The organism is Acidobacteriota bacterium (assembly GCA_016196035.1).
GTDB lineage: Bacteria > Acidobacteriota > Blastocatellia > RBC074 > RBC074 > JACPYM01.
Genome location: JACPYM010000116.1, coordinates 1 through 22,816 on the forward strand (window position 1 = coordinate 1; position 22,816 = coordinate 22,816).

18 protein-coding genes are annotated in these 22,816 nt (G+C 60.0%); 6 read left to right on the forward strand and 12 right to left on the reverse strand.

Annotated features, from left to right (window positions below; genetic code table 11):
* Positions 1-125: 125 nt before the first annotated feature.
* Both HY011_32580 and HY011_32585 read left to right on the forward strand, forming a co-directional pair.
* Positions 126-764: a hypothetical protein gene (locus HY011_32580; protein ID MBI3427684.1), complete on the forward strand. Its 639-nt coding sequence runs from the start codon at positions 126-128 to the stop codon at positions 762-764.
* Positions 765-869: 105 nt separating this feature from the next.
* The gene (locus tag HY011_32585) at positions 870-2,222 is read left to right on the forward strand and encodes a Y-family DNA polymerase (protein MBI3427685.1); all 1,353 of its coding nucleotides are present in this window, start codon (positions 870-872) and stop codon (positions 2,220-2,222) included.
* On the opposite strand, the gene HY011_32590 is transcribed toward HY011_32585, so the two are convergent.
* From HY011_32590 to HY011_32640, 11 genes are all read right to left on the reverse strand, one after another.
* Positions 2,182-2,385, reverse strand: a complete 204-nt coding sequence (locus HY011_32590; protein ID MBI3427686.1) for a type II toxin-antitoxin system HicA family toxin — start codon at positions 2,383-2,385, stop codon at positions 2,182-2,184. The genes HY011_32585 and HY011_32590 overlap by 41 nt on opposite strands.
* Positions 2,386-2,402: 17 nt before the next feature.
* Entirely contained in the window at positions 2,403-2,606 is a 204-nt protein-coding gene (locus HY011_32595; GenBank protein ID MBI3427687.1) for a type II toxin-antitoxin system HicB family antitoxin, read from the reverse strand.
* 77 nt (positions 2,607-2,683) lie between these two features.
* Complete coding sequence (locus HY011_32600) at positions 2,684-3,085, reverse strand: transcriptional regulator (GenBank protein ID MBI3427688.1); 402 nt, start codon at positions 3,083-3,085, stop codon at positions 2,684-2,686.
* Entirely contained in the window at positions 3,075-3,173 is a 99-nt protein-coding gene (locus HY011_32605; GenBank protein ID MBI3427689.1) for a type II toxin-antitoxin system HigB family toxin, read from the reverse strand. Before HY011_32605 ends, HY011_32600 begins: the two co-directional genes overlap by 11 nt.
* 191 nt (positions 3,174-3,364) lie before the next feature.
* On the reverse strand, positions 3,365-4,777 hold the full coding sequence (locus tag HY011_32610; protein MBI3427690.1) for an SUMF1/EgtB/PvdO family nonheme iron enzyme: 1,413 nt from the start codon (positions 4,775-4,777) through the stop codon (positions 3,365-3,367).
* Between the two features lie 436 nt (positions 4,778-5,213).
* Positions 5,214-10,448, reverse strand: a complete 5,235-nt coding sequence (locus HY011_32615; GenBank protein ID MBI3427691.1) for a choice-of-anchor L domain-containing protein — start codon at positions 10,446-10,448, stop codon at positions 5,214-5,216.
* 126 nt (positions 10,449-10,574) lie between these two features.
* A complete protein-coding gene (locus HY011_32620) occupies positions 10,575-11,504 on the reverse strand; it encodes an ABC transporter permease (protein MBI3427692.1) in 930 nt (309 codons plus the stop codon).
* Between the two features lie 19 nt (positions 11,505-11,523).
* Entirely contained in the window at positions 11,524-11,982 is a 459-nt protein-coding gene (locus HY011_32625) for a hypothetical protein (protein MBI3427693.1), read from the reverse strand.
* An 8-nt stretch (positions 11,983-11,990) separates the two neighbouring features.
* A complete protein-coding gene (locus HY011_32630) occupies positions 11,991-13,085 on the reverse strand; it encodes an ABC transporter permease (GenBank protein ID MBI3427694.1) in 1,095 nt (364 codons plus the stop codon).
* Positions 13,086-13,133: 48 nt separating this feature from the next.
* Positions 13,134-14,219 carry a hypothetical protein gene (locus tag HY011_32635; protein ID MBI3427695.1) on the reverse strand — a complete coding sequence of 362 codons (1,086 nt, stop codon included), beginning with the start codon at positions 14,217-14,219 and terminating at the stop codon, positions 13,134-13,136.
* A 15-nt stretch (positions 14,220-14,234) separates the two neighbouring features.
* Positions 14,235-16,958, reverse strand: coding sequence for a peptidase M14 (locus HY011_32640; GenBank protein ID MBI3427696.1), 2,724 nt, complete (start codon positions 16,956-16,958; stop codon positions 14,235-14,237).
* A 329-nt stretch (positions 16,959-17,287) separates the two neighbouring features.
* Between HY011_32640 and HY011_32645 the strand changes: the two genes are divergently transcribed.
* The 4 genes from HY011_32645 (at position 17,288) to HY011_32660 (ending at position 20,891) form a co-directional block, all read left to right on the forward strand.
* Positions 17,288-17,845 (forward strand): DUF2911 domain-containing protein, encoded by a 558-nt coding sequence (locus HY011_32645; protein ID MBI3427697.1) that lies wholly within the window; start codon positions 17,288-17,290, stop codon positions 17,843-17,845.
* Positions 17,846-18,007: 162 nt separating this feature from the next.
* The gene (locus tag HY011_32650) at positions 18,008-19,447 is read left to right on the forward strand and encodes a M20/M25/M40 family metallo-hydrolase (protein ID MBI3427698.1); all 1,440 of its coding nucleotides are present in this window, start codon (positions 18,008-18,010) and stop codon (positions 19,445-19,447) included.
* A gap of 10 nt (positions 19,448-19,457) precedes the next feature.
* Positions 19,458-19,847, forward strand: coding sequence for an acyl-CoA thioesterase (locus HY011_32655; GenBank protein MBI3427699.1), 390 nt, complete (start codon positions 19,458-19,460; stop codon positions 19,845-19,847).
* Between the two features lie 36 nt (positions 19,848-19,883).
* Entirely contained in the window at positions 19,884-20,891 is a 1,008-nt protein-coding gene (locus tag HY011_32660) for a zinc-binding dehydrogenase (protein ID MBI3427700.1), read from the forward strand.
* Positions 20,892-20,916: 25 nt separating this feature from the next.
* On the opposite strand, the gene HY011_32665 is transcribed toward HY011_32660, so the two are convergent.
* Positions 20,917-22,599: a hypothetical protein gene (locus tag HY011_32665; protein ID MBI3427701.1), complete on the reverse strand. Its 1,683-nt coding sequence runs from the start codon at positions 22,597-22,599 to the stop codon at positions 20,917-20,919.
* Positions 22,600-22,816 lie beyond the last annotated feature (217 nt).

Consider the following 22,816-nt stretch of genomic DNA (forward strand, 5'->3'; position numbering starts at 1 on the left):
CAAGTTCCTGGGGGTGATCTACCGGACGCTGAAGAACAAATGGGTGTTCGCAGACTTCCCCCATTTCGTCCTCGCCGAGGGCTAACAACCACCTCGGAGTAGACAACTCATCATAGGAGTACAAGATGAACAAACCGACCATCAATCTAAAAAGGCTGAGCCAGGCTGTCCAGCAAAAGCTGAATGGCAATGGCGAAGCTGCCGCCGACGCCAAACTGGTGCTGCGCGCTGCCGCCCGGCAAATCGGCATCGGCGCTTCGACGCTTTGGCGCATCGCCACAGGCGAGCATACGCCGAGCGTCAAAACGCTGGTGCACATCTGTGATTGGCTGCAAACCAGCACGGATGAGTTTCTGGCGCAGCAACGTGACGCACTCAATCTGCCGGGCCTGCCCTTCTTCGGCCCGGTGAATGCCGGTATGCCCGCGCCGGCGTTTAACGACAATGCCGAGTGGCTGCCCTTGCAACAGCAAGTCACGCGGCATCCAACGCAAAGTTTTTGCGTGCGCGCCAATGGCAATTCGATGATCGACGCGGGGATTTTTGACCGCGACCTGCTCGTCGTGGATCGCGCCGAAGAAACGCGCCACGGCCACATCGTGGTCGTCTCGATCAACGAACAGTTTTTGGTCAAGCGGCTCGACAAATCCAAAGCCACCCCGGTCTTTCGTTCCGCCAACCCCAATTATCCCGACTTCACGCCCAAGACCGGCGATGAGGTCGTGATCTGGGGCCGTGTCGTCCAATCGCTCCGGGAACATTAATGCTCAATGCAGTACAGGGAGCGGTAGCGACCTGGCATCTTCGCAGATGCACAAGCCGCAAACACCAGGTTGCTACCACTCCCTGTACCGCCCCCCGCAGCCGCAATGCATTCCGCCATCGCCCTCGTGGACGCCAACAATTTCTACGTCTCTTGCGAACGCCTCTTCCGCCCCGATCTGCGCGACAAACCGGTCGTCGTCCTGTCCAACAATGATGGCTGCATCGTCTCGCGCAGCAATGAGGCCAAAGCCCTCGGCATTCGCATGGCTGAACCCGCCTTCAAGGCGCGAGACCTCTTCGAATTGCACAACGTCACAGTGTTCTCCAGCAACTACGCGCTCTATGGCGATCTGTCGCGGCGCATGTTCGCCATCCTGCAAGAATATTCGCCCCTGGCCGAGTATTACTCGATTGACGAAGCCTTTATCGAATTGCAGGCCAACGCCGCCGCTGAACTTGAGCAGCTTGGCCGCGCCATCCGCGCCCGCATCCAACGCGACATCGGCATTCCCGTCTCCATCGGCATCGCCACGACCAAAACGCTTGCCAAAGTTGCCGCGCACCACGCCAAGCAATCCGCCAAAACGCGCGGCGTGCTCAATCTCTTCGATTCGCCGCATCTGGATGTGGCGCTCGAACGCATGCCGATTGACGAAATCTGGGGCATGGGCCGTAAGCTGAGCAAACGCCTGTTGGGGCGCGGCTACGTCACCGCCAAGCATCTGCGCGACGGCGGCGACGACGATCTGAAACGCGTGCTGAACGTCGTCGGCATGCGCACCGTCTTTGAACTGCGCGGCATTCCCTGTTCGCCCATCGAATCCGGCGGCGGACGCCCGCGCAAGATGATTATCGTCTCGCGCTCCTTCGGCCAAGCCATCTACGACTACGACAATCTGGCCGCCGCCGTCACGCACCACACAATTCGCGCCGCCGAAAAGTTGCGCCGTGGCGGCCAGGTCGCAGGTCACGTCACGGTCTACCTGCGCACCAGCTACTACCGCGACCAGGACGAAACCGACCGCTACAACGGCTCAATCACCTTGCCGCTCGCGCCCAAAACTGATACCACACCGGAAATGCTGAAAGCCGCAATGGAAGGGTTGCAACAGATTTACGAACCGGGTCACCGCTACGCCAAAGCGGGGGTGATGCTGATGGATTTATCGGCGGCAGCAGCCTTGCCGCTGCGTCTCTGGGGGCACGAACGCCACGAACGCGAACGGCGGTTGATGCAGGCGCTGGACGAGGTCAACGCCAAATTTGGGCAGGACGCTGTGCACTTCGGCGTGCCGAAGCAGGAAGCACAGTGGAAGATGCGCAGCGAATTGCGGTCAGCGCGTTACACCACACGGTGGGATGAGTTATTAACCGTAGGCGAGAAATCGGCGGGAGCGGCAGGCGGCGAAGCGGAGTTTACTCTTTCCACTCAGCTTCGGGAATTTCAGCCCCTTTGAGAATGCTGCGCAAAGTGCCAAGGGGCAAGACACGCCCGCGATGCTCCGGCACGATCACTTGCAGGCCTGATTGCGCATTCCGCCATTTGCGATGACTGCCCTTTTGCGAGATCAAACGAAAGCCGTATTGCGTCAACAGACTCTCGACCTCACGCGCGGTCATCCGGCGCATTCGGTCACTCAGCAGACAAAGACCTCCTGCAACACGGTGCCTGCGGCCAATTCGAGTTGGTCAGGTTGCAGGTAAAGCTCAATCGCTTCGCGGATATTTTCCAACGCCTCGGCCTCGGTCAACCCCGCCGAAGCGCAGCCCGGCAACTCAGGACACCAAGCCGCCCAGTCGCCTGTTGCTTGATCGTATTCCAACGCCACACGCCATCGCATTATAATTTGCCTCCTTGTTCGAGTTAGCGCACACACACAGGATTGGTGCGCAGCATTCCATAATCTTCACTACTCGCTCAGACAAAAAGTTCGGGCGAGACATGAAAGAAGTCGGCCAGCTTTTGAGCCTGTGTTTTGCTGATGGCGCGCACCCCATTGAGGACTTCAGCCGCACGCGCGCGCGATCCGAATAGCGGCGTCAAGACTTCTTGCTGCAACCCGCGCGCTTCCAGCAAGTGTTGCAAGACTTGATGCGGCGGCGCTGGCTCAATCGGATAATGCGCATCCTCATAATCTTGAATCAGCTTCACGAGCAAATCGAAGAGCTTCGCCTCCTCCGGCGACAGACTGGCTTCACGGCTCATCATCGGCTCAACGACCGCCAACAACCGTTCGTATTCAGCTTCGCTCTCGATGATTTGCGGCAACGTATCGGCCAGTAAATCCGCATACCGTTTCGGGCTGAATTTAGCAGTCATCTTTCCACCTCTCTCGATCATATTCCGCGTGGGTCAGCACGTGTTTGATGAATACCGCTTGCCGCGCATAGTTGAACTTCACAATCAACCGGTATCGGCTGTCACTACAGTGTGCGGGAACTGCGGGGCAGTACCGCGCGCGTGAGCAAGCGGAGGCTCTGCCCTTGTACCAATCCGCCTGACTTGACGCGCCGCTTGCTCACGCGCGCGGTACTGTCCTGGCGCATTCTCCTCGTCCACGCAATTGCAACCCGATCCAAAGGTAAAAAGGGCAGTGGGTTACGAAGTCCTCGACGAAACCACAACACGAAAACCGTGATCGTTGCTGCGATAGCCAGGCGCATTATTGCCACGGTTGGCAGAGCGACAGAGCCTCCCATCGTAGATCCACGAACCGCCCCGCAGCACTTGGCTACTTGAGTCCCCACCACTCAACCAAGCTGAGCCATCAATCGGCGCGTCTTGATAGCTCTTGTGCCAGACATCCGCGCACCATTCCCACACATTGCCGTGCATATCGTAAAGGCCAAATGCATTCGCCATGCCCAAGCTGCCCACCGGCACAGTCTGTTGCCGGTACTCGCCCTTCGCTGCTTCGCCGTAGGGATAATTGCCATCGTAATTGACCAACTCCGGCGTAATTGTCGGGCCAAAGGCAAACGGCGTCGTGCTGCCCGCACGGCAGCCGTATTCCCACTCAGCCTCGCTTGGCAAACGATAAGTGCGTTTGAATTGCCGTTCCAACCGCTGGCAAAACTCGACTGCTTCCTCCCAACTCACCTGCTCGACCGGCAATTTGTCGCCCTCGAACGCTGACGGTTCCGGCGGCAATTCCAGCTTCACTTTCGGCAAGCGCGCCACGGCCCACCACTGCTCCTGCGTCACCTGATAACGGCTCATCCAAAAGTCCGGCACAGCCACACGATGGCGCGGCGTTTCCCACTCGTACCATTCACGCTTGGGGTCTTTGCGGTAACGCTGGGCATCGGCAAAAGCGGCTTCGACTTCAGCATCGGTCGAACCCATACGGAAAGTGCCCGCCGGGATTTCGATCATCTGCAAATGCACGCCGTGGCCCAGGTCTTCCTCAAAACCGGCGACTTGAGCATTAACCCGCTCGATGATGCGTCCATGCTCATCCACGCGCGCCGTGACGAAATCGAAGCTGCGCGTGGGTGTACCGAGTTGCCCAGGCTTCACGACTGGCGCGGATGGCGTGGGCTTTGGCAGCGGAGTAGCGACGGTTGGAAGAGTTACCGACTTAACCGTTTTGGGTTCGCCACGCCGCGCACTCTCTATCTCAAGCGCTTTGAAAAGCTTCTCCCAACCACGCTCTTCAAACAGATTGACGCAATGCAGATGCTTCAATTCCGCTGGAAACTCGCAGTCCTCCAGCCGCGCCGGAATAACAAAGATGTCATCGGGCCGCATCTCACGCCGCTTCTCCAACGCGAGCTTGAACTCATGTTGGATGAAGCTGCGTTTCGCCACCGACGTTTGCGACAAACAGATGATGATGAAATCGGAACTGGTCAAGGCCCCTTCGATCACCAGTTTGAAATCCTGCCCCGGCAACAAGTCTTCGTCGTCCAGCCAGGGTTTGTAGCCCTGCGCCGTCAAACGCTGATGAAGGTCGCGGACCTTTACGCGATCTTCGCTGGCATAGCTGATAAAGATTTGCAGTTGCTCCATATCCGGTTCGCTTATTCAGGCTCAATTTGTTGGGACGTTTGCCCAGCCTCCAAAACTTAGGTCGGATTTCAATTGCGTGTACGGTAAGGGCGCGTAACGCCGGGACAGTACCGCGCGCGTCAGCAAGCGGAGACTGCGCCGCTACTCCAGTCCGCCAGACTTGACGCGCCGCTTGCTGACGCGCGCGGTACTGTCCCGTTGCGCGGCTTTTACCTTACACCGAAGTGAAAACCGATCTAGGCTAGCGGGCAAAGCGGCTGACCATCTGGCTTCGCTGGTTTGGGGCAACGGGGTCACAGTGTAGGCAGAGAGCCACAGCTTGTCTACGCTAGCGCGGAATCGTAGGTTTGCAGGCTGGAAAGCAATTGATAAAACCGAAAAGGGTCACGAGAACTGGTCTCGCGACCCTTTCTATTTTGCAGGTTTACCAACCGCCTCAACGCAACAACACCCGCACTACATTCGCGGGTCGGCCTGCCATCGTCACGGTGATTTCGACCTCGCCGCGTCCGGCCAGCGTGTGAGGCAGGCGCAGATTGATTTGATCTACGCCGACCAGACCGCCCTGCTTGCCGGCATACAGTACCGGCAGATCAACGGCGTTATTCACTGGCGCGCCGAGGGGCTGGGCTTTCGCGGTGACGCCAGCCAGGCCGCTTTGATTTTGCCAGCCGGTGCCGAACAGGACTAAGAAGACCTGATCGCGTTCGCTGCCCAGTTTGATCGGCAGGGGCACGTAACGCCGCGTCGCGGGGTCGAGTTGCGCGAGGGGTTCATAGAATTGCGCGCCGTCAGCACGCACGCGCAACACCAGGCCCGTCGGCACGCCCAGCCCGTTGGCATTCGCGGTGAATAACGCGGGTGCAACGGGCGAGACGGTCACGGTGCCGAGTGCGATGGCGCCGTCGCCTGTCACAATCGTCACGGTCGCGGGGCCTGCCGCCGTGCCCGGTGGCAGTTGATAATTCACCTGACTGGGCGCGACGAAAAACAACGGCGCGGCCCGTTCGACCAGGTGGCTGTCCGTCACGAAGACGCGCGTCCCGGCCAGCGTCAACGGCAAGGGCGTCGTGTCGGCAGAGCGCGTGGCCGTCGCCAGCCGTTCGCCAAAGGCTGCCACAATGCCACCGGGGGCGAGCGCCAGCGCGTTGAAACTCGCCGCCGAAACGTTGACGACGCGCCCGTTTTGCGTGCCGATGGGCGGTGAGGTTGCCACTACGCTGCCTAATTGGTCGTAAAGCGTCACGCGCACCTTGGTGACTTCGGGTCGCCGCGACGCACCGGCAAAGCGTTTGACGACAGTGAAGCTTTGGCCCTTGAGAACGTTTTGCGCGGCGATGTCCGCCGCCAGATCGAAGCCCGGCGCATCGCCTACCGGCACATCGCCGACGTTCAGGAATTGATAGGTCACGTGGTAAATGTCCAGGTTGGCATCGTGCGTCGAGAACTCGACCGAGAATTCATCCTCCGCCGTCTTGGCTAACACAACCAGGGGCGCGAGGCGCGGGGCCAGCGGATTGATGAGTTTCACTTCCGTTGTCACGCGGCCTGTGAGCGGCACATTGAGCGCCGTACCCGCATTCGGCGTAATGGTCAGCGAGGAATTGACGACATCCGGGATGACTTGGGAGGCGAACAGATTCGTCACGCGCCCGGCTGGCGCGGGGATCAGCGGATTGAACAGCACGCGGAAGCGTTGCGGCTGGCCGCCGGAAATTTGCGCCGTGGTGACTGGCGTTTCGCTGCCGTTGGCGTTGATGAGGCGCAGTTGGAATGTGGCGCTGTCATCGGCGTCAGTGACTTTGCCGCTGGTTACTTCGGGGCCAGTGCGTTTGAAGCCGAAGTTGACGGTGAGCGGCTGGCAGCCGGTGTTTTCCAGCGTGATGAGGCGCGCGGGCGGATTGGGATTGGTCTCGCGCGCCGCCGCGACAGGGCCAAATTCAAAGGCCGCAGCATTGCCTTCGAGCGTGGCTTTGAGTTGTGGGGGCGGCAGCGACACCGCCGCGCTCGCCGTGTTGTTCGCCGCATTCGGATCAAGCGATCCGGTCGCCAGCGTCACGGTGTTGTTGATGGTGCTGCTGGTCGCGCCCGCGCAATTGACCGCCGCCGTCAGCGTGGCCGTGGCTGAAGCGCCCGCCGCCAAGGTGGTAAAGCGGATCGTGCGCGTATTGCCGCTGCCGTTGCAGGTGCCGCCGTTGCTGGCCGCGCACGAAGCGAAGGTGAGCGCGGACGGCAAGGCATCGGTCAAGATGACATCCGTGGCGACGCCCGGGCCGCCATTGACCACCGTCAAATTGTAGGTCACCTGTCCTGTCGCCGTAACCGTGGGAGGCGTCGCCGTCATCGTCACTGCAACGTCTGCGCCCGGTTGTGAGTTGTTGGTGTTGACGACCAGCGCGACTTCCACGACCTGCTGCGTATTCGGCACATCGGGCGAAGTCACCGTGATCAGCCCCGTATACTTGCCCAGTGCCAGCCCAGCGGGATTGACGGTGATCGGCAAATTGGCCGGCGTGATGCCGGTCCCAAAGGCCAGCCGCAACCACGGCTGATCGGACTTGGCTTGCCAGTTGATCGTGCCGTCGCCGTCGTTACGAATCGCCAAGCTCTGCGGCGTGGCGGACTGGCCGCCCGCGGCTACCTGGAAGTTCAGCCTGCCTGGCGCGGCGGCAATCTTCGCGGGTATCGCCGGGCGATTGCGCAAGATGCGCAGCTTGATATTCGCTGTCCCCGTTTGATTGTCGGCATCACGAGCAGTCAGCGTGATCGTGTGCGTGCCTTCCGCCAAATCTGAAGCTTTGACCGCCAGCGAGCCGCCCGTGCCCAACGCGCCATTCAAATCGGATGACCAACTCAAGCGGTCGTCCGCCAGCAAACCGTCTTCGTTGTCATAGGCGCGACCTTCCAACACGATGGTTTGATCGCTGACGTAGAGGCGGTCGGTGTCGGGCGCTTGAATCAAAGGCTGTGGCGCGTGCTTGGCCAGGTTGAAAGGGGCATTCGATTGATCCTGCACGGTGAAAAAGCCATCCGTCGCCAGGACGCGCACCAGCGCCTGATTGCCGCCCGCCAAGCGGTCTAAATCCACGTCCAGTTCCGTCGTCGTCAATTCGGCGGCGATAGTTTGCCAGCTTGCGCCCGCATCGCGGCTGAGTTGCACGGCGTAAGTCAGCGGATTGTTGTCGGCATCGCTGGCCGTCCAACGCAATGTCGTGCGCGCGTCATTGAGCACCTCGCCGCCATTCGGGAAAGTCACATTGACGGTCGGCATATTCGCCGAAGCCTGCTTTGTGTCGAGCACCTGCGTGCCTTGCATCAGCATCACGCGCGCGGCGTTTTGCGGCCAGGGCAACAGCAAGGCAAAGCTCGCCGTCTTGCCTTCGGAAGATTGATCGGGCGTGAATTTGAAACTCGCCACTTCCTGCCCTTGCGCGTTTTGAATTTGAACCGAATGCGAGCCGCTGTTGGGCATGCTCGCCGTCGTGTTGGACATGAATTGGTAAAGCGCGCCCAACTGGCCGGACGCTTGCCCGTTGCCATTTGGCGTGCTGGTGCCGCTGACGATCACGGCGGGCTGGCCGGGTTGTAGTACGACCGCTTCCGTGCGGTTTTCTTCCGCCAGCGCCGCTGTGCCATAACGCGCGGCGTAAAAGCTCTTGATGCCCAAATAGGTGTAGGGCGAAACCCAGTTGGGGAACCCGTAACTCATCAGGTCCGCCACCGAGGGTTGATAAACGCGCGTGGGGAGCGGTTGCGGAACGCCTGTCTCAAGCGTGCTGTAACCAAAGAAGCCACGCTCGCTTTTATCCAAACTGAGCGTGCCATCAGGCGGTTGGTAATTTTGATCGGGGCCTGCTTCTTCGCCGGTGTAATTGACGTGAAAGCGTCCGGCGTTGTGACCGAATTCGTGCGACAGCGTGAGGTCGCGCCGCAAATAGCCGCTCGCGACTTCGCCTGGGATACCGGAAGCCAAGCCGATGACGCCGCTGATGCCGCCGCTTGGTTCAAGCAACGTGCCCAGATAATACCGGCGACACGAACCGAAGGGAGCGCCGATGCAGCCATCGAGCAGTTTCGTAATGCTCAGCATCGTGTTAAGCCGTAAAAATTCCGGCGCGGTCGAAGGTGGCGCGGCCAGGAAAGCCGGCTCGATGTTGTAAGGCGCAGCCCAGTTCAAACGCGGAATCGGATAGAGCGCTTCGATTTGCCGCGCCGCCGCATGCAGATCGCGCAGCGCGGGCGACGAACGCAGGCCGTCTTTGCGCCAGACCAAACCGACGAGATTGACGCTGGGCGCGGGCGCGGCTTCAAACGTCACCTGTGTTTTGCAATCGGCGGTGGCGTCCGGTTCGCGACATTGAAACGTTTGGTTCGCGCCGCGAAATTCCAGTTCGACCCGCCCGCGCCGCCAGACGCTCGGCAATTCAAAATAAAAACTGTCGTCCAGGCGTTCACGCTGCGGGCTTTGCAAGACGCGGATGCTTTGACCGTTATTACTGGGCCGCAATTCACCCAAAACGGTGCGCGTGCCACTTGTTTCGAGGCGCGTGCCGATGAGGCTGGCGTTGACGCCGCTGATGTCGCCTTGCGAACTGCGCACGTGGGCGCGCACGACGGTCGGCTTGTCTTGAATCAGCGCCACGCTGTTGGCGAGGTCTTGCACGACCTGCGTGACTTCCAGCCCGGTCAATTCCGGGTTGAAATTCGTGGTCACGCTGGTCGCTTTGATGAAAACGTTCGAGTCGAGCGAGGCATCGCCGCCGTCCGCGATGGCGAGTTTGAGGTGGTTGACCTGGCCCGGCGTCACGTTGGCCTGCACCGACAGGACGATGGTCAGCCCGTCCATTTCGGTATTGATGCTGCCGCCGCCGTCATTCAAATCGTTGTTGATGTAAAACTGCGGGCGCTGCGCGTTCGTTCCCAGCGGATTGCCGCCATTCACGTTGTTGATCGCCACGGCGACATTCGTGCCAGGGATGAGCGCGACGTTGCGGCCATTGACGAAAAAGCCGAACACGTCATTGAAATCGTCGTTGGCGAATTCGTTATATTCTTCGGAGGTAAACACGTATTGGAACAGCAGTGTGCTGGAACTCGGCACGAAATCAAATTCCAGCACCGTCGCATCAAACAGCGGGAAGCCGGGCACCAAGGCGCTCAAATCGCTGTCACCGCCCAAATTGTTTTCCGCCGTCACATCGTCAAAACGATTCGGCCCCGGCACCAAACGCACATCGCCGTTGCCGAGCACGATGCCGCTGTCAAACCCGATGCTGTTGGCCCCGCCGGTAAAGGTGCCCGCCGAAATCGCGTTGCCACGATATTGCACATTGCTGACGGTCACGCCGCTGCCCAAAATCGCCTGGGCCAGCGTGGCGGGCAATTTGGTGCCCAGCGGCGTCACGACCAGTCCTTGCGCCGTCGCGGCGGCCACGGCGGCTTTCTGCGGCGCGCGCGCGGCGGTACGTCGGCGGGCCGCTTTTTGCGCGGCGGTCTGCGCCGATTGCCTGGCCGCAGCTTTGGCGTTGGCGCTCACTTCCAATCCTTGCTTGGCCAACCCTGTGCGGCCCAACAGCCAAGACCCAACCAGCGCCAGGATCAACCCGCTGGCGCAGAGCAGCCAAACCGGCTGTGACTGGCGAAGACCCAATGATTTGTTTCTGTTTTGCATGATGTTTTGCTCCTGAAGAGAACCGCGCTGCCTCTGTGGCTCAGCCTGGCAAAAGGCTTTGGCAGTCGCGGAAGGAAAGCCGAAATGAAAGCGGGCTGGTCAGCGTTTCGCTAACCAAACCCACAGCTACTCTTTGGCATACGCCACACCCAACGCTTTGGGCGGCGACGCGCGCCGCACCAAGCCCGCCAGCGCGACCATCGTCAGCACGTAGGGGATCAACTGGATGAATTGATTTGGAATGTTGACCGTGCCCTGCATGCGAATGGCCACGGCTTCGGCCAAGCCGAATAACAGGCAGGCCAGCAGCGCGCCGACCGGATCCCATTTGCCGAAAATCAGCGCCGCCAGCGCGATGAAGCCGCGCCCCGCCGTCATATTGCGCGTGAACAACGAGTTTTGTCCGATGGAAAGATACGCGCCGCCCAGCGCCGCCAACGCCCCCGAAATCAACACCCCGGCATAACGCATCCGCCGCACGCTGACCCCGGCGGTATCGGCGGCTTCGGGATTCTCGCCCACCGCACGCAGCCGCAAGCCAAAGCGCGTGTGGTACAGCACATAAAACGTCACGCCCACCATAATGAAGGCCAGATAGACGAGCGGCTTTTGATTGAACACCGAGGCCAGCATCGGTGAACTTGCCGAGTTAAACAGCGTCACATCGGGCAGGACTTGGTCTTTGGGCAATTGCGGCGTCGCGCCGGTTGAATCAAACAGCGCGCCGGAAAGCAGCGCAGGCACGCCGAGGAACAGGATGTTGATCGCGGTGCCGCTGACGACCTGATCGGCTTTGTAATTGATCGTCGCGACGGCGTGCAGCGCGGCCACCAGCACGCCCGCCAACGCCGCCGCCAGCAGGCCAATCCACGGACTGTGGGAATAGATGGTCACGGTGGCGGCAGTGAACGCCCCGGCCAGCATCATGCCTTCGAGGGCGATGTTGATGACGCCGCTGCGTTCGGCATACAGGCCGCCCAGCGCCGCCAGAATCAGCGGCGTGGACAGGCGCAAGGTGGAAGCAATCAGCGTGTAATTGAGAATGTTTTTGAGCATAGCAGTTCGGGCTTGGTGTTTAGGACTTTGCCGTCCGGGCTTTGCCTTTGGCGGAAAGCGCGTGTTTCTCTTCGCGCCGCATCGTCTTGATGAAATCGGCGTGGCGGAAGCGCAGGGCCGACCAATCTTCATCAATTGCCACCATGCGCACGGGTTCAAAACCCAACGCGCCCAGCGCAGCCCAGCCGCTGTCGCGGTTGAATTCGCATTTGTATTTCTTCGAGCTGCCTTTCGGATAGGCAAACCAAACCACGGCATCGCCCTGCGCACGTTTATCCAGCGCGGCAGCCAGCTTGTCTACCTCAGCCTGTTTGGTGACAAAGGCCAGCGCAAAGCTCAGCGTTTTGACGGCCTTCAGTTCGCGCAGGACGTTGACACTTTTAAGCGCGGCCAACTCCGGCTCGAAACTGGCCGGGGCGTTGAGCAAGGCGATTTCGGTCTGATCTTTCAAATTGAGTTTCTTGAAGATGTCGGACATTACACCTCCTAACTTTTATGCGCCCAGGCAGGGAGCCATTGTTTCAAGCCGCTGCGAAAGAGCGCTTCCATCGCCACCAGCAAAATGATGATCGCTTGCAGCACCTGCACCAGGTCTTTCGAGACTTTGTCGGTGAAGATGTCTACGAAAAGGCCGCCGCGAATCAGCGCGCCGAACAGGATCGCCGCCAGCACGATGCCGACCGGATGATTGCGGCCCAGCAACGCCACCGCGATGCCGGTGAAGCCGTAGCCCGGCGAAAAGTCGTGATAGTAACGATAGCGATAACCCAGCACTTCGTTGATGCCGACCATCCCGGCCAGCGCGCCTGAGAGCGCCATCGCCAGCACGATCTGACGCGGCACGCTGATGCCGCCGTATTCCGCCGCCAACGGATTCGACCCAACCGCGCGAATCTCGAAGCCCCACTTCGTCCGCCACAAAAACAGCCAGACCAAAAACGCCGCCAGCAAGGCCAGCAGAAAGGCGAGGTTCAGCGGAATGCGTTCCGGGAAAGATGGCAAGAGCGCATGCACGCGGGCGATGTGCGCCTGCGGGGCAATCGGCCCCGATTCCATAATCGGATCGCCCGGCGCTTTGTAATAGCGCTGCGTCAGATAGCTGATCAGCCCGACCGCGATGAAATTCATCATGATCGTGTTGATGACTTCGTGCGAACCGAACCTGGCTTTGAGCAAACCCGGGATCGCGCCCCAGACCGCGCCCATCAACGCCGCCGCCAGCATCGCCAGCAACACCAGCACCACGCCCGGCAATTTGGCGAAGGTGAGGCCGACCCAGGCGGCGGCAAACGCGCCGACATACAACTGCCCTTCGGCGCCGATGTTGAGCAAGCCGCATTTGAAGGCCAGCGCCACTGCCAGGCCCGTGAAGATCAGCGGCGTGGCGTTAAAGAGCGTGTAGCCCCAATTGTCGTAGGTAAAATTGCCCAGCGCGTCATAAAAGCCGAACGCCGACGAGAGCATCAAGCGGTACACATTGAGTGGATTGTCGCCGATAGCCAACACGACCAGCCCGCCGATGAAAAACGCCGCGATGACCGCGATCAGTGGAAAAGTCAATTCACGCAAGAGAGATTTCATCAAGACCCTCATGAATGCCTGCTTTTAGAAATTCAACGCAAGCTCCAGCTACAAAATTCCAGCGCGTTGCAGCCCTTTCAACAGATTGAAGCTGCACAGCACTTCAAAGCGCGTCCGGTTCGGCAAGGCATAATCATTGCCCACGGCCCGCGCCAGAAACGTCGAAACCGTGAATTCAGGGCTGAGCGCGTAACTCACCAGCGTAAACAGTCGGTGACCGCGATTGAACCGGTCGGCGTTCAGGCCGTCGTAGCGGCGGTCAATGTGCCCGTAGCCGCCCGTCAGCGTCAATTGCGCGCCCGCTTTCTTTTCGCCGGTCAGCGCAAAGCCATAAGCACGGTTTACGTCCAGACGCTCGTAATTCTCCCAGCGCACCGCATCGAGCACTTTCAGTTCCGGCGTGTTGAGCTTGACTGCCTCGCGCAAAGTTTCGACGCCGTTGTGAAAGCTGTAATCCACTGACACGGCGGCGCGTTTGCCCAGGCTCTTGCTCACCAGAAACTGATGATAATTCGACTGCTGCAACCGGTGATAGCGCTTGTTCAGATTGGCGCGCGTCAGGTCACCCAAATACGCATAGGTGACCGCCACTTCGTCAAAGAACAACTGGCGCGGGCGTTTCAAACTGAGCCGTTCGCCGACCAGATAACCGTCGTTGTCATAGGTGGTGATCTCAGTGGATTCACCGCGATTGAAATACAACCCGCCGATTTGCAACTCGACGCCTTTGACCGGTTGCGCGGAAAAGTAGAGTTGTTTCAGATACAGGTTGCTGGTGGCGTGCCCCGTGCCCCACCCCGTGTCGTCCCAGCTTTGCGTGAACCCCGCGCCGCTGAATACGCCCGCGTTGAGGCTGTAACGGCCTCGCGCATCGAATTTCAACCGGCCTTTGAACGAGTCCTGATACTGCGCGTGATTGCTGGTGGTCAGCCTGGCGCTGTTCTCGACCCAGCGGTAACGCGGCGTGATCGTCGCGGTCTGCACTTCAAACCAACGCGCCAACGACGCCAACGTGGGCTTTGCCTGCGCCTTTCCGGGTGCTGGCGTCGGCGACGGTGAGGCCGCCGGGATTTGCGCTAACACTTGCCCCACCATCAGCACCAACCACAAGCTAGCCAAATAGACAAACTTCATCTCAATGTGTCCTGGTCAATGCCCCGGCCCAAAAAACACAGCGTTGAAAAACATCACGTTCAAGCCCTCCAGAAAGGCGCGGTAATTGGGGTCTTCGGCAAAGGCGATCACGTGGCCGCGCCCGGTGGGCACGTGCATCAAAAACGCCTTGTTGGGTAATTGCTTGCGCGCATCCTCGAACATAAAGCCGCTGACAAAGAACTTGTCATCCGGCGCATACACGCCCACATTCGTCCCGCGATCCAGTTTGACCAGCGAGAAGATGCGGTTGCTATCCACCAGCACGGTCGTCGTGTCGCCGTAACCAAAGCCCAGCCAATGCGCGCGATTGATGTTCACGCGCACGATAGCGCCGGGCGTGCCGCTGGGCTGTTCTTCAGCAGGTTCGATGGCTTTGTCCACAGGATTCGCGGTGTCTTTGGCCGGTGCGGGCGGCTGCGTTGTCGTGATTGCCGCAGCGTCTTTCTTTGCATCTTTGCTCTGGTCGCCCGCTTGATCTTTGGCGGCGGCGGGTTTGTCGCGCTTCTCCAACTTGCTCGGCAACAGGCCGACTTTTTCATCCGCCAGCCACGCCGATGAACCGCCGAACGCGATCAGCGTGCCGCCCTGTTGCACCCATTCGCGCAGCTTGACGCCGTCGCTGAGCACGCTGCCCAGACCAAACGAATTCGGCAAAATCAGCACGTTGTATTTGCTCAAATCGGCCTGGCGCAGTTGTTCGCCGCGCAGGGTCGTGACGGGATAGCCGTAACGCTGTTCGATCAAATAGCGCGTCCAGCCGGTCGAATTGGGATTGGTCGGCGTGTTGTAACCGAGCGCGATGCGCGGCTTCGGCAGGTATTTGACGTTCGCGCTGCCGAAGTTCGAACCGACCTCCACCCACGACGAATCGGTCGGATAAACATCCACGCCGTGGGTTTCGGCCAGCTTGGCAATTCGTTCGTGCAAATCAGCCGGGTTGTCGTTGAGCTTGACGATCAAGGTGCCGGGCGGAAAATCCACGCCGTTCAGTTTGGACGGTTTGTCGGTCGTGTGTACGCGTATGTTTTGTTGAAACAGATCGGCCAGGGCGGCGGCGGCGGCTTGCGTGCCCCAGGGAATCAAATACGCCAGTTTGGCTGGCCCGCCACGCAGTTTGCCCGGCGGCTTGGGCAATTCCTTTAAGCGCGCCGCCGTGACGTTCGAGGCTTGCTCGGCCATAAAACACGGCACGTCGTAAAGCAGCGGCAACGACCAGGCGGTCACATCATAAAATTCGTCAGACTGGCGCTGGCGGTTGCGCACTTTCTGTTCGTCCAGAAATTCTTTGTCTTGCTCGGTGTGCCGATCCAGCAAGGTTTTCGCCAAACGCTTGGCCGGTTGCGCGAGCGAGACAATGTAACTGCCTGCCGGGAATTCGCGTGACTGCGTTGCATCATCGCTGTAATCGCGCGTCTTGGCATTGCTGAAACCTTGCACGGCCTGCTTCACTTCGATGCCGCATTGCATCAGTGTCGCCGCCAGTCGAGCCGCGCGGCTGGGATCGTTGCCGGGCGTGATGATGAATTCCTTGAGCGCTTCGCGTTGGCCTTCCTCGATGGCGCTCTTGCGGTATTCGTAAAAGTAGCGCAGCAACTCCGCGCGATTTTTGGCGGCGTTCTCGACGGTCGAGAGCGCCGCGACAAAGTGATGATGCACCGAATCACGGTAGGCCAGCGTCGTTTCGTCATCGCGCCGCGCCAGCAAGCCGCGCACGCTGGCCTGTTCGTAGGTCATCCCAATCGCGCCCTGAAACATCGGCCAGCCTTCGCCATAGCCGGGATAGAACGAGTCGTAACCTTCGCGCGTGAAGTAATCGAAGCGGAATTGATCGAACCACTTGGCATTATTGCGGCCAAATTTAGTCAGCCACTCCAACTGCGGCTTGGTCAGGTTCGGATTCCAGGGCAACGCAGGCGGCGCGAAATAGTAACTGCTCTGCGTGCCCATCTCGTGCAAATCGGCCACGACTTGCGGGAACCATTCCAGATAGGTTTTGACCCGCCCGCGCGTTTCCGGCTGCGATTGCGCGAACCAATCACGGTTCATGTCGAAGAGGTAATGATTGACGCGCCCGCTCGGCCAGGGTTCGTTGTGTTCCGAAGATTGCAGATCGGCATCCGCCCAACGTCCGACGCTCTGCCGGAAGAAATTGACGAAGCGATCTCGACCATCGGGATTTTGCATCGGATCGAAAATCACCAGCGTATGTTTGGCGACGGCGTCGGCGATTTCATCACCGCGCGCCGCCAGCAAGTGATACATCGTCAGCAAAGACGCATCGGTGCTCGAAATCTCATTGCCGTGCACGCCGTGCAGCAGCCAGACGATGGAGGGCAAAGAACCAATCAAGGCATTCGCTTCGTTCTGATTCAGCGTGCGCGGGTCAGCCAGTTTTTGGATCGCCACGCGCGTGGCTTCGAGTTTGGCAATGGTTTCGGGCGAGCCGATGAAGACGTTGTAAAGCGCGCGGCCTTCCCAGGTTTCGGCGTATTTCTGAACCTTGACGCGCTTGGGGGCGGCGTTGCGCAGGGCTTCGAGATAGCGCTCGACTTCGCCGTGGCTGGTGATGCGTTCGCCCCACTCGTGGCCGACGGTTTGTTTGAGCGTCGGAATCGCGGGATCGTATTTCGCGCCGGGGAAAAACTCGAAGGGCTGTTGCGCAGTGCTGGAAAGGCTTAACGCAACAAGTACGGCAAGGCAGCAGAAGGAAGCTTTCACGCGACAGGACTCCTAAAACATGGAGATGCGCCAAGTTGTTCGACAAGCTGCCAGCTTGTCGAGGGCTCGGCTGATGTACAGTGGATGTCACCGCCAAGCATCCGACAAGCTGGCAGCTTGTCGAACAACCGACGATCAATTGTAACTACGGGAAAATTGCGAGTGCGGCAGTGAGTATCACGCGCTTGCTGATACGGTCAAGCTGCGCTTCAACCGGCCCGGCGTTAGGCTTAAATTGAATTTGCTGGAAGCTGATGCTAGCCTTGCGGCGGTCTTCTGCAATACTCAAACAACATCACTAACCATTTCAGGCTACGGAGGAATTTACGTTGAAAATTTCCATGTCATCCACGCTCTCACGAGCAATCGCGTTGGCCGTCTTGTGCGGCGCGCTGTTCACATTCGCCAATGGCCGCGCCACGGCGATGCAGGCCAGCCCACGCAAAGCGGCGGAACTGGTGCTGAGCGGCAAAAAGATTTCGCTGGATTACGGTGCACCTTCCGCGCGGGGCCGCAAGGTCATGGGCGAATTGGTGCCGTATGACAAAGTCTGGCGGCTGGGCGCCAATAAAGCCACGCATCTGACGACCGAGGCGGATTTGGTCATCGGCGGCTTGAATGTCCCCGCCGGCACCTACACGCTTTTCGCCCTGCCTTCCGCCGGCGGCTGGAAGCTGATCATCAACAAAAAGACCGGCCAATGGGGCATTCCCTATCCGCCGGAAGACGAAAAGATGGAACTGGGCCGGGTGAATATGAAAGTTGAAAAAACACCCGCGCCGGTCGAACAGATGGTGCTGGCACTCGACAAGTCTGGTACCGGCGGCGTGCTGAAGATGGAATGGGAGAACACGCGCGCTTCGGTCAGCATCGCGCTGAAAAAATAACGCCGAAGCAAGCGCCGTCGCGGCATTGCGAATTCGTTAGGCAAGCCGCCTTCGTCTGTGGACGAAGGCGGCTTTTGCTTTGCAGTCTGGGGCACAATCAGTATGATGGCCCGGCTTTTCACCGGACTCTTCTGCGAAACTATCAACTGTGGAGAACCTCTCATGATTTTGCGGCGCACCCTGGTGCGAACCTGGCTGCCAGTATTTGCGCTGGCGTTGCTGCCCTGCTTCGCCACGGCCCAAACGCGGCTCGACCAAACGCAACTTGATTGGACAGGCATTCAGCAAGAAGCGCTCGACCTTTTCACCCAATATCTCAAACTCGACACGACCAATCCGCCGGGCAATGAGACGCGCGCGGCCAATTTCTTCGCCGCCCTCTGCAAGCGCGAAGGCATCGAGCACAAAGTCTTTGAACCCTTCCCCGGGCGCGGCACACTGTGGGCGCGCGTCAAAGGCGATGGCAGCAAGCGCCCCATCATCCTGCTCAATCACACCGACGTCGTGCCGCATTCACGCGAATTTTGGACGGTAGACCCCTTCAGCGGCGTCGAAAAGAACGGCCTGCTTTACGGGCGCGGCGCGCTGGATATGAAATCGCTGGGCATGGCCGAGTTCGTCACGCTGCTGACGCTGCACCGGTCAAAGGCGCATTTGAAACGCGACGTGATTTTCTTAGCGACCGCCGATGAAGAAACCGGCGGGCAAAATGGCGCGGGCTGGTTCGCCAAGAATCATCCTGAGTTACTCGGCAAAGCCGAATTCCTGGTCAACGAAGGCGGTGGCAATGTTGCCGACGGCAGCGGCAAAGTCCTGGCCATCGGTGTCGGCCCATCGGAAAAGACGCCCGCCTGGTTGCGCCTTTCGGCGACGGGAACATCCGGGCACGCCTCGATTCCCCGCCCCGATTCGGCAGTCAACCGGCTGGTGCGCGCCTTGAACCGGCTCTTGGATTACACGCCGCCGATACAATTGACGGCGGTGGTCGAACAAGCCTTCAAATCGAGCGCGCCACTACGCCCGCCGCAATTGCGCGAGAAATTCGCCAACCTGCGCGAAGCCCTCAAAGACCCTGACTTTCTGAAAACGATTGAAGCCGACCCGTCCGTCAACGCCCTGCTGCGCAACACCATCTCGGTCACCATGCTCGAAGGCAGCAACAAGGTGAACATTATCCCGCCCGCCGCCCACGCCGACATTGACACGCGCGTCGTGCCGGGCGAAAAGCTCGAGCGCTGGATCAGCGAACTGCAAAGCGTCATCAAGGACGACAAGATCAAGATCGAGCCGATCCTGGCCTTCGACGCCAATGCTTCGCCGGTGGATACGGCGTTGGTCACGACGGTGGCCGAAGTCACCAAACGCCGCTACCCCGACGCTATCATCACCTACCCGGTACTGGCCGGGTTCACCGATTGCCATTACTTTCGCGAGTTGGGCATTCACAGCTACGGCTTCACGCCCTTTGTCGCAGCACCGCGTGAATTGGGCGGCGGCGTGCACGGCAACGACGAACGCATCGGCAAGCAGGCGTTTGTCGAAGGCGTCAAGTTTTTCTATGAAGTGATCGCGCAATTGGCGCAAGACGTGAAACTGATGTGAGGTGACTTGCATGCCCATGATTGAATTGCAGCGCCGCATACGTTGGGCGGATGCTGATGCCGCCGGACGGCTCTACTTCCCGCGCATCTTCGATTACGTCAGCGAAGCTGAAACGGAAATCTTCCGTATGCTCGGCATCAACATGTCGAACTATTCTGAGTACGGGTTCCCGCGCAAACACGCCGAAGCGGCGTTCCATCGCATCCTGGCGCTGGATGCGCCCTTCACCTTGCGCGTGACGGTCGGCAAGCTGGGGCACAGTTCGATCCGCTACGAGTTTCAGGCGTTCGCGGATGAGGCGTGTACCGAGTTGGCCTTTGATGGCTCGATGACCGTCGTGGTGGTGAAAGATGGCAAGCCGCACGAAATCCCGGCGGAGTTGCGCGCGAGGTTGTCGTGATTCTCAAATCTCAAATTCAAGAAAGCGAGCACTGATATGAAAGCAATCGTCCTGCGTGAACTGGGCGGCCCCGAAAAGCTGCTCTTGGAAGAAATGCCCGATCCGCAACCCGGCACGGGCGAAGTCGTCGTCCGGCTCAAAGCCGCCGCGCTCAACCACCGCGACCAGTGGATTCGCCACGGCCAATACGCGGGTATCAAACTGCCGATCATTCTCGGCTCCGACGGCGCGGGTCTCGTGCATTCAATTGGCGACGGTGTTGACAACGCCTTGCTCGGACAGGAAGTCATCATCAACCCCAGTCTTGATTGGGGGCCGAATGAAGCGGCGCAAGGCAAGAACTACCGCATGCTCGGTTTGCCCGACGATGGCACCTACGCCGAATTCATCAAGGTGCCCGCCGAAAACGTCGTCGCCAAACCGGCGCATCTGTCGTTTGAGGAAGCCGCCGCGCTCCCCCTGGCCGCCTTGACGGCCTATCGCGCGGTGGCGACCCGCGCGCAAGTCAAAGCGGGCGAAACCGTGCTCGTCACCGGCGTGGGTGGCGGCGTGGCCTCCTTTGCCGTGCAAATCGCCAAGGCGCTGGGGGCGCGCGTGCTGGTCACTTCGGGCAGCGATGAAAAGATCGCACGCGCCAAAGAATTGGGCGCGGAAGGCGGCGCGAATTACAAAACGCAGGATTGGGCCAAAGAAATCACCGCGCTGAGTGGTGGCGGGCCTGATGTGATCATAGACAGCGCGGGCGCGGACACGCTCGAAACCGCCGTCAAGATCGTCAAACCCGCCGGCCGCATCGTTTTCTTCGGCGCGACAAACGGCCTCGCGCCGGGGCTGGATTTGCGGCGGATTTTCTTCAAGCAACTCAACCTGCTCGGCTCGACGATGGGCAGCCCGCGCGAGTTTGCGGCCATGCTGCAACTTTACAACGACCAGAAGCTGCGACCGGCGGTGGACAAGGTCTTCCCGCTGGCCGAGACGGCGGCGGCGCATCAGCGGATGGAAGAGGCCGGACAGTTCGGCAAGATCGTGTTGCAAATCGCATAACTAGGTAGCCGCTGGCGGTCGCACATCACTTGAATTGAATGCGCACAGTGTTGGCGGCCCTGTTTTCGATGGTCACACTCACATCAACTTCACCGCGCCCAGCCAAGCTGCGTGGCATCTGCAAATTGATTTGATCGAGACCGGTGAAGCCACCAAGCTTACCGGCAAAGGATACAGGTGCAGCGACGCCGCCAAGCGTGGCCGTAACCGCCGCCAAACTGCTGCGATTGCGGACGCCCGTGCCATATAGGATCAAGTAAAGCTGATCGCTGGCGGGGCCAACGTCCAACGGCACGGTGACGTAACGATTGGTGGTGTTATCAAACCGCGCCACCGGTTCAAAGCTCTGCGCGCCATCCGCTTTGACGCGCAAGGCCAAAGCCGCAGGCACGCCGCGCCCGCTCGCATTCGCCGTAAACAGTCCCGGCGCGACGGCTGCAATCTCAACCGCCCCCAGCGATAACGCTCCATTGCCATTGGTGATCGTGATGGTCGCCGCACCCGGCGCAGTCCCCGGCGGCACCTGATAATTGATCTGTGTGGACGAAACGAAAAAGAGCGGCGCGAAACGTTCAGCCCCGGTGCTGTCCTTCACTCTGACCGTTGTGCCCGCCAATTCCTCCGGCAAAGGTTGCGTCGTAGCCGACCTGGTCGCCGTCGCCAGATTGGAGCCAAAGGCCGCTACGATGGCTTCGGGCGCAAGCGGTGAACCGTTGTAGCTGGCGGCGGAAACGTTGACGTTTTGCGGCGCAATCGCGAAGGTCACCGCATTTGAACCACCGCCACCGGGCGCAGGATTAACCACCATCACGCTGGCCGTGCCCGCCGCGCTTAACTCCGCCACTGTAACCGCCGCGCGCAATTGCGAGTTGCTCACAAAGGTCGTCGCCAACTCGCCGCCATTCCAGCGCACTTTTGAACTACTAACGAAGTTCGTGCCCGTGACCGCCAGCGTGAACCCGGTGCTGCCCGTAGCCGCAAAGCCCGGACTGAGATTCGCAAGCGCCGGTACAGGCAACGCTTGCCCCGCGACCGTGAAGCTCAACGCGCTCGACGTGCCGCCGCCCGGCGCGGGTGTGAAGACCATGATGTTGACAGCCCCCGTGCCCGCAATGTCACTGGCCGGAATCGCCGCGTTGGGTTGCGTGGGCGAGATGAACGTCGTCGTCCGCGCCGCGCCATTCCACCGCACCACCGAACCGGGCGCGAAGTTTGTGCCATTCACCGTCAGCGTGAAGGCCACGCCGCCCGCCACCACCCCGCCCGGCGTGAGCGCCGTCAACGCGGGCGCGAGATTCGTCACTGTCCCGACCAGCGTCACCGCATCGGGCGCGGCGGGGGCGGCTTCGACATTACCCGCGTTGTCACGCGCGGTGCTGTAAAAGCGGTAGAGCTTGCCATTCGTGCCAGTGAACTGCGCGCTCGTCTCGGTCGTGCCGGTGAGGAAGGGCTGATACGGGCCGTCGTTTTCGGCTACCCAGATGTCAAAGCTCTGCAAGCCCGAACCGTTCGCCGGATCGCTGCCCGACCAGTTGAGGGTAAAGGTGGCTGAGGACGCTGCGGGTAACGCGCTGACCGCACTCACGGGCGCATCGGCGTCGAGCGTATTGGTGACGGTGTTGGTCACAATCGGCTCGTTGGTGTCGAAGATGATCGTAGCCTTGTTGCTGATCACGGTGCCGGTGGGTTTGTCGGCGCGCGGCTGCACGCTGTAGGTGACGTAGCCTTGCCCGCGCCCGGTGCTGTCGTTGGGTGGGAGCAGGCCGAGCGCGGCGCTGTTGGGCTGTTTGAGGTGGTCACGTTTTCGTGGACACCAAATTCTCTTAGCGCTCGATCCTTTTTTGGTTAGGGCGCGGTTCAGTTTGCGCTCTTTGAAAATAAGCCCGTGCGAATTCGTCCGGGCTCAGATAACCCAGCGCCGAGTG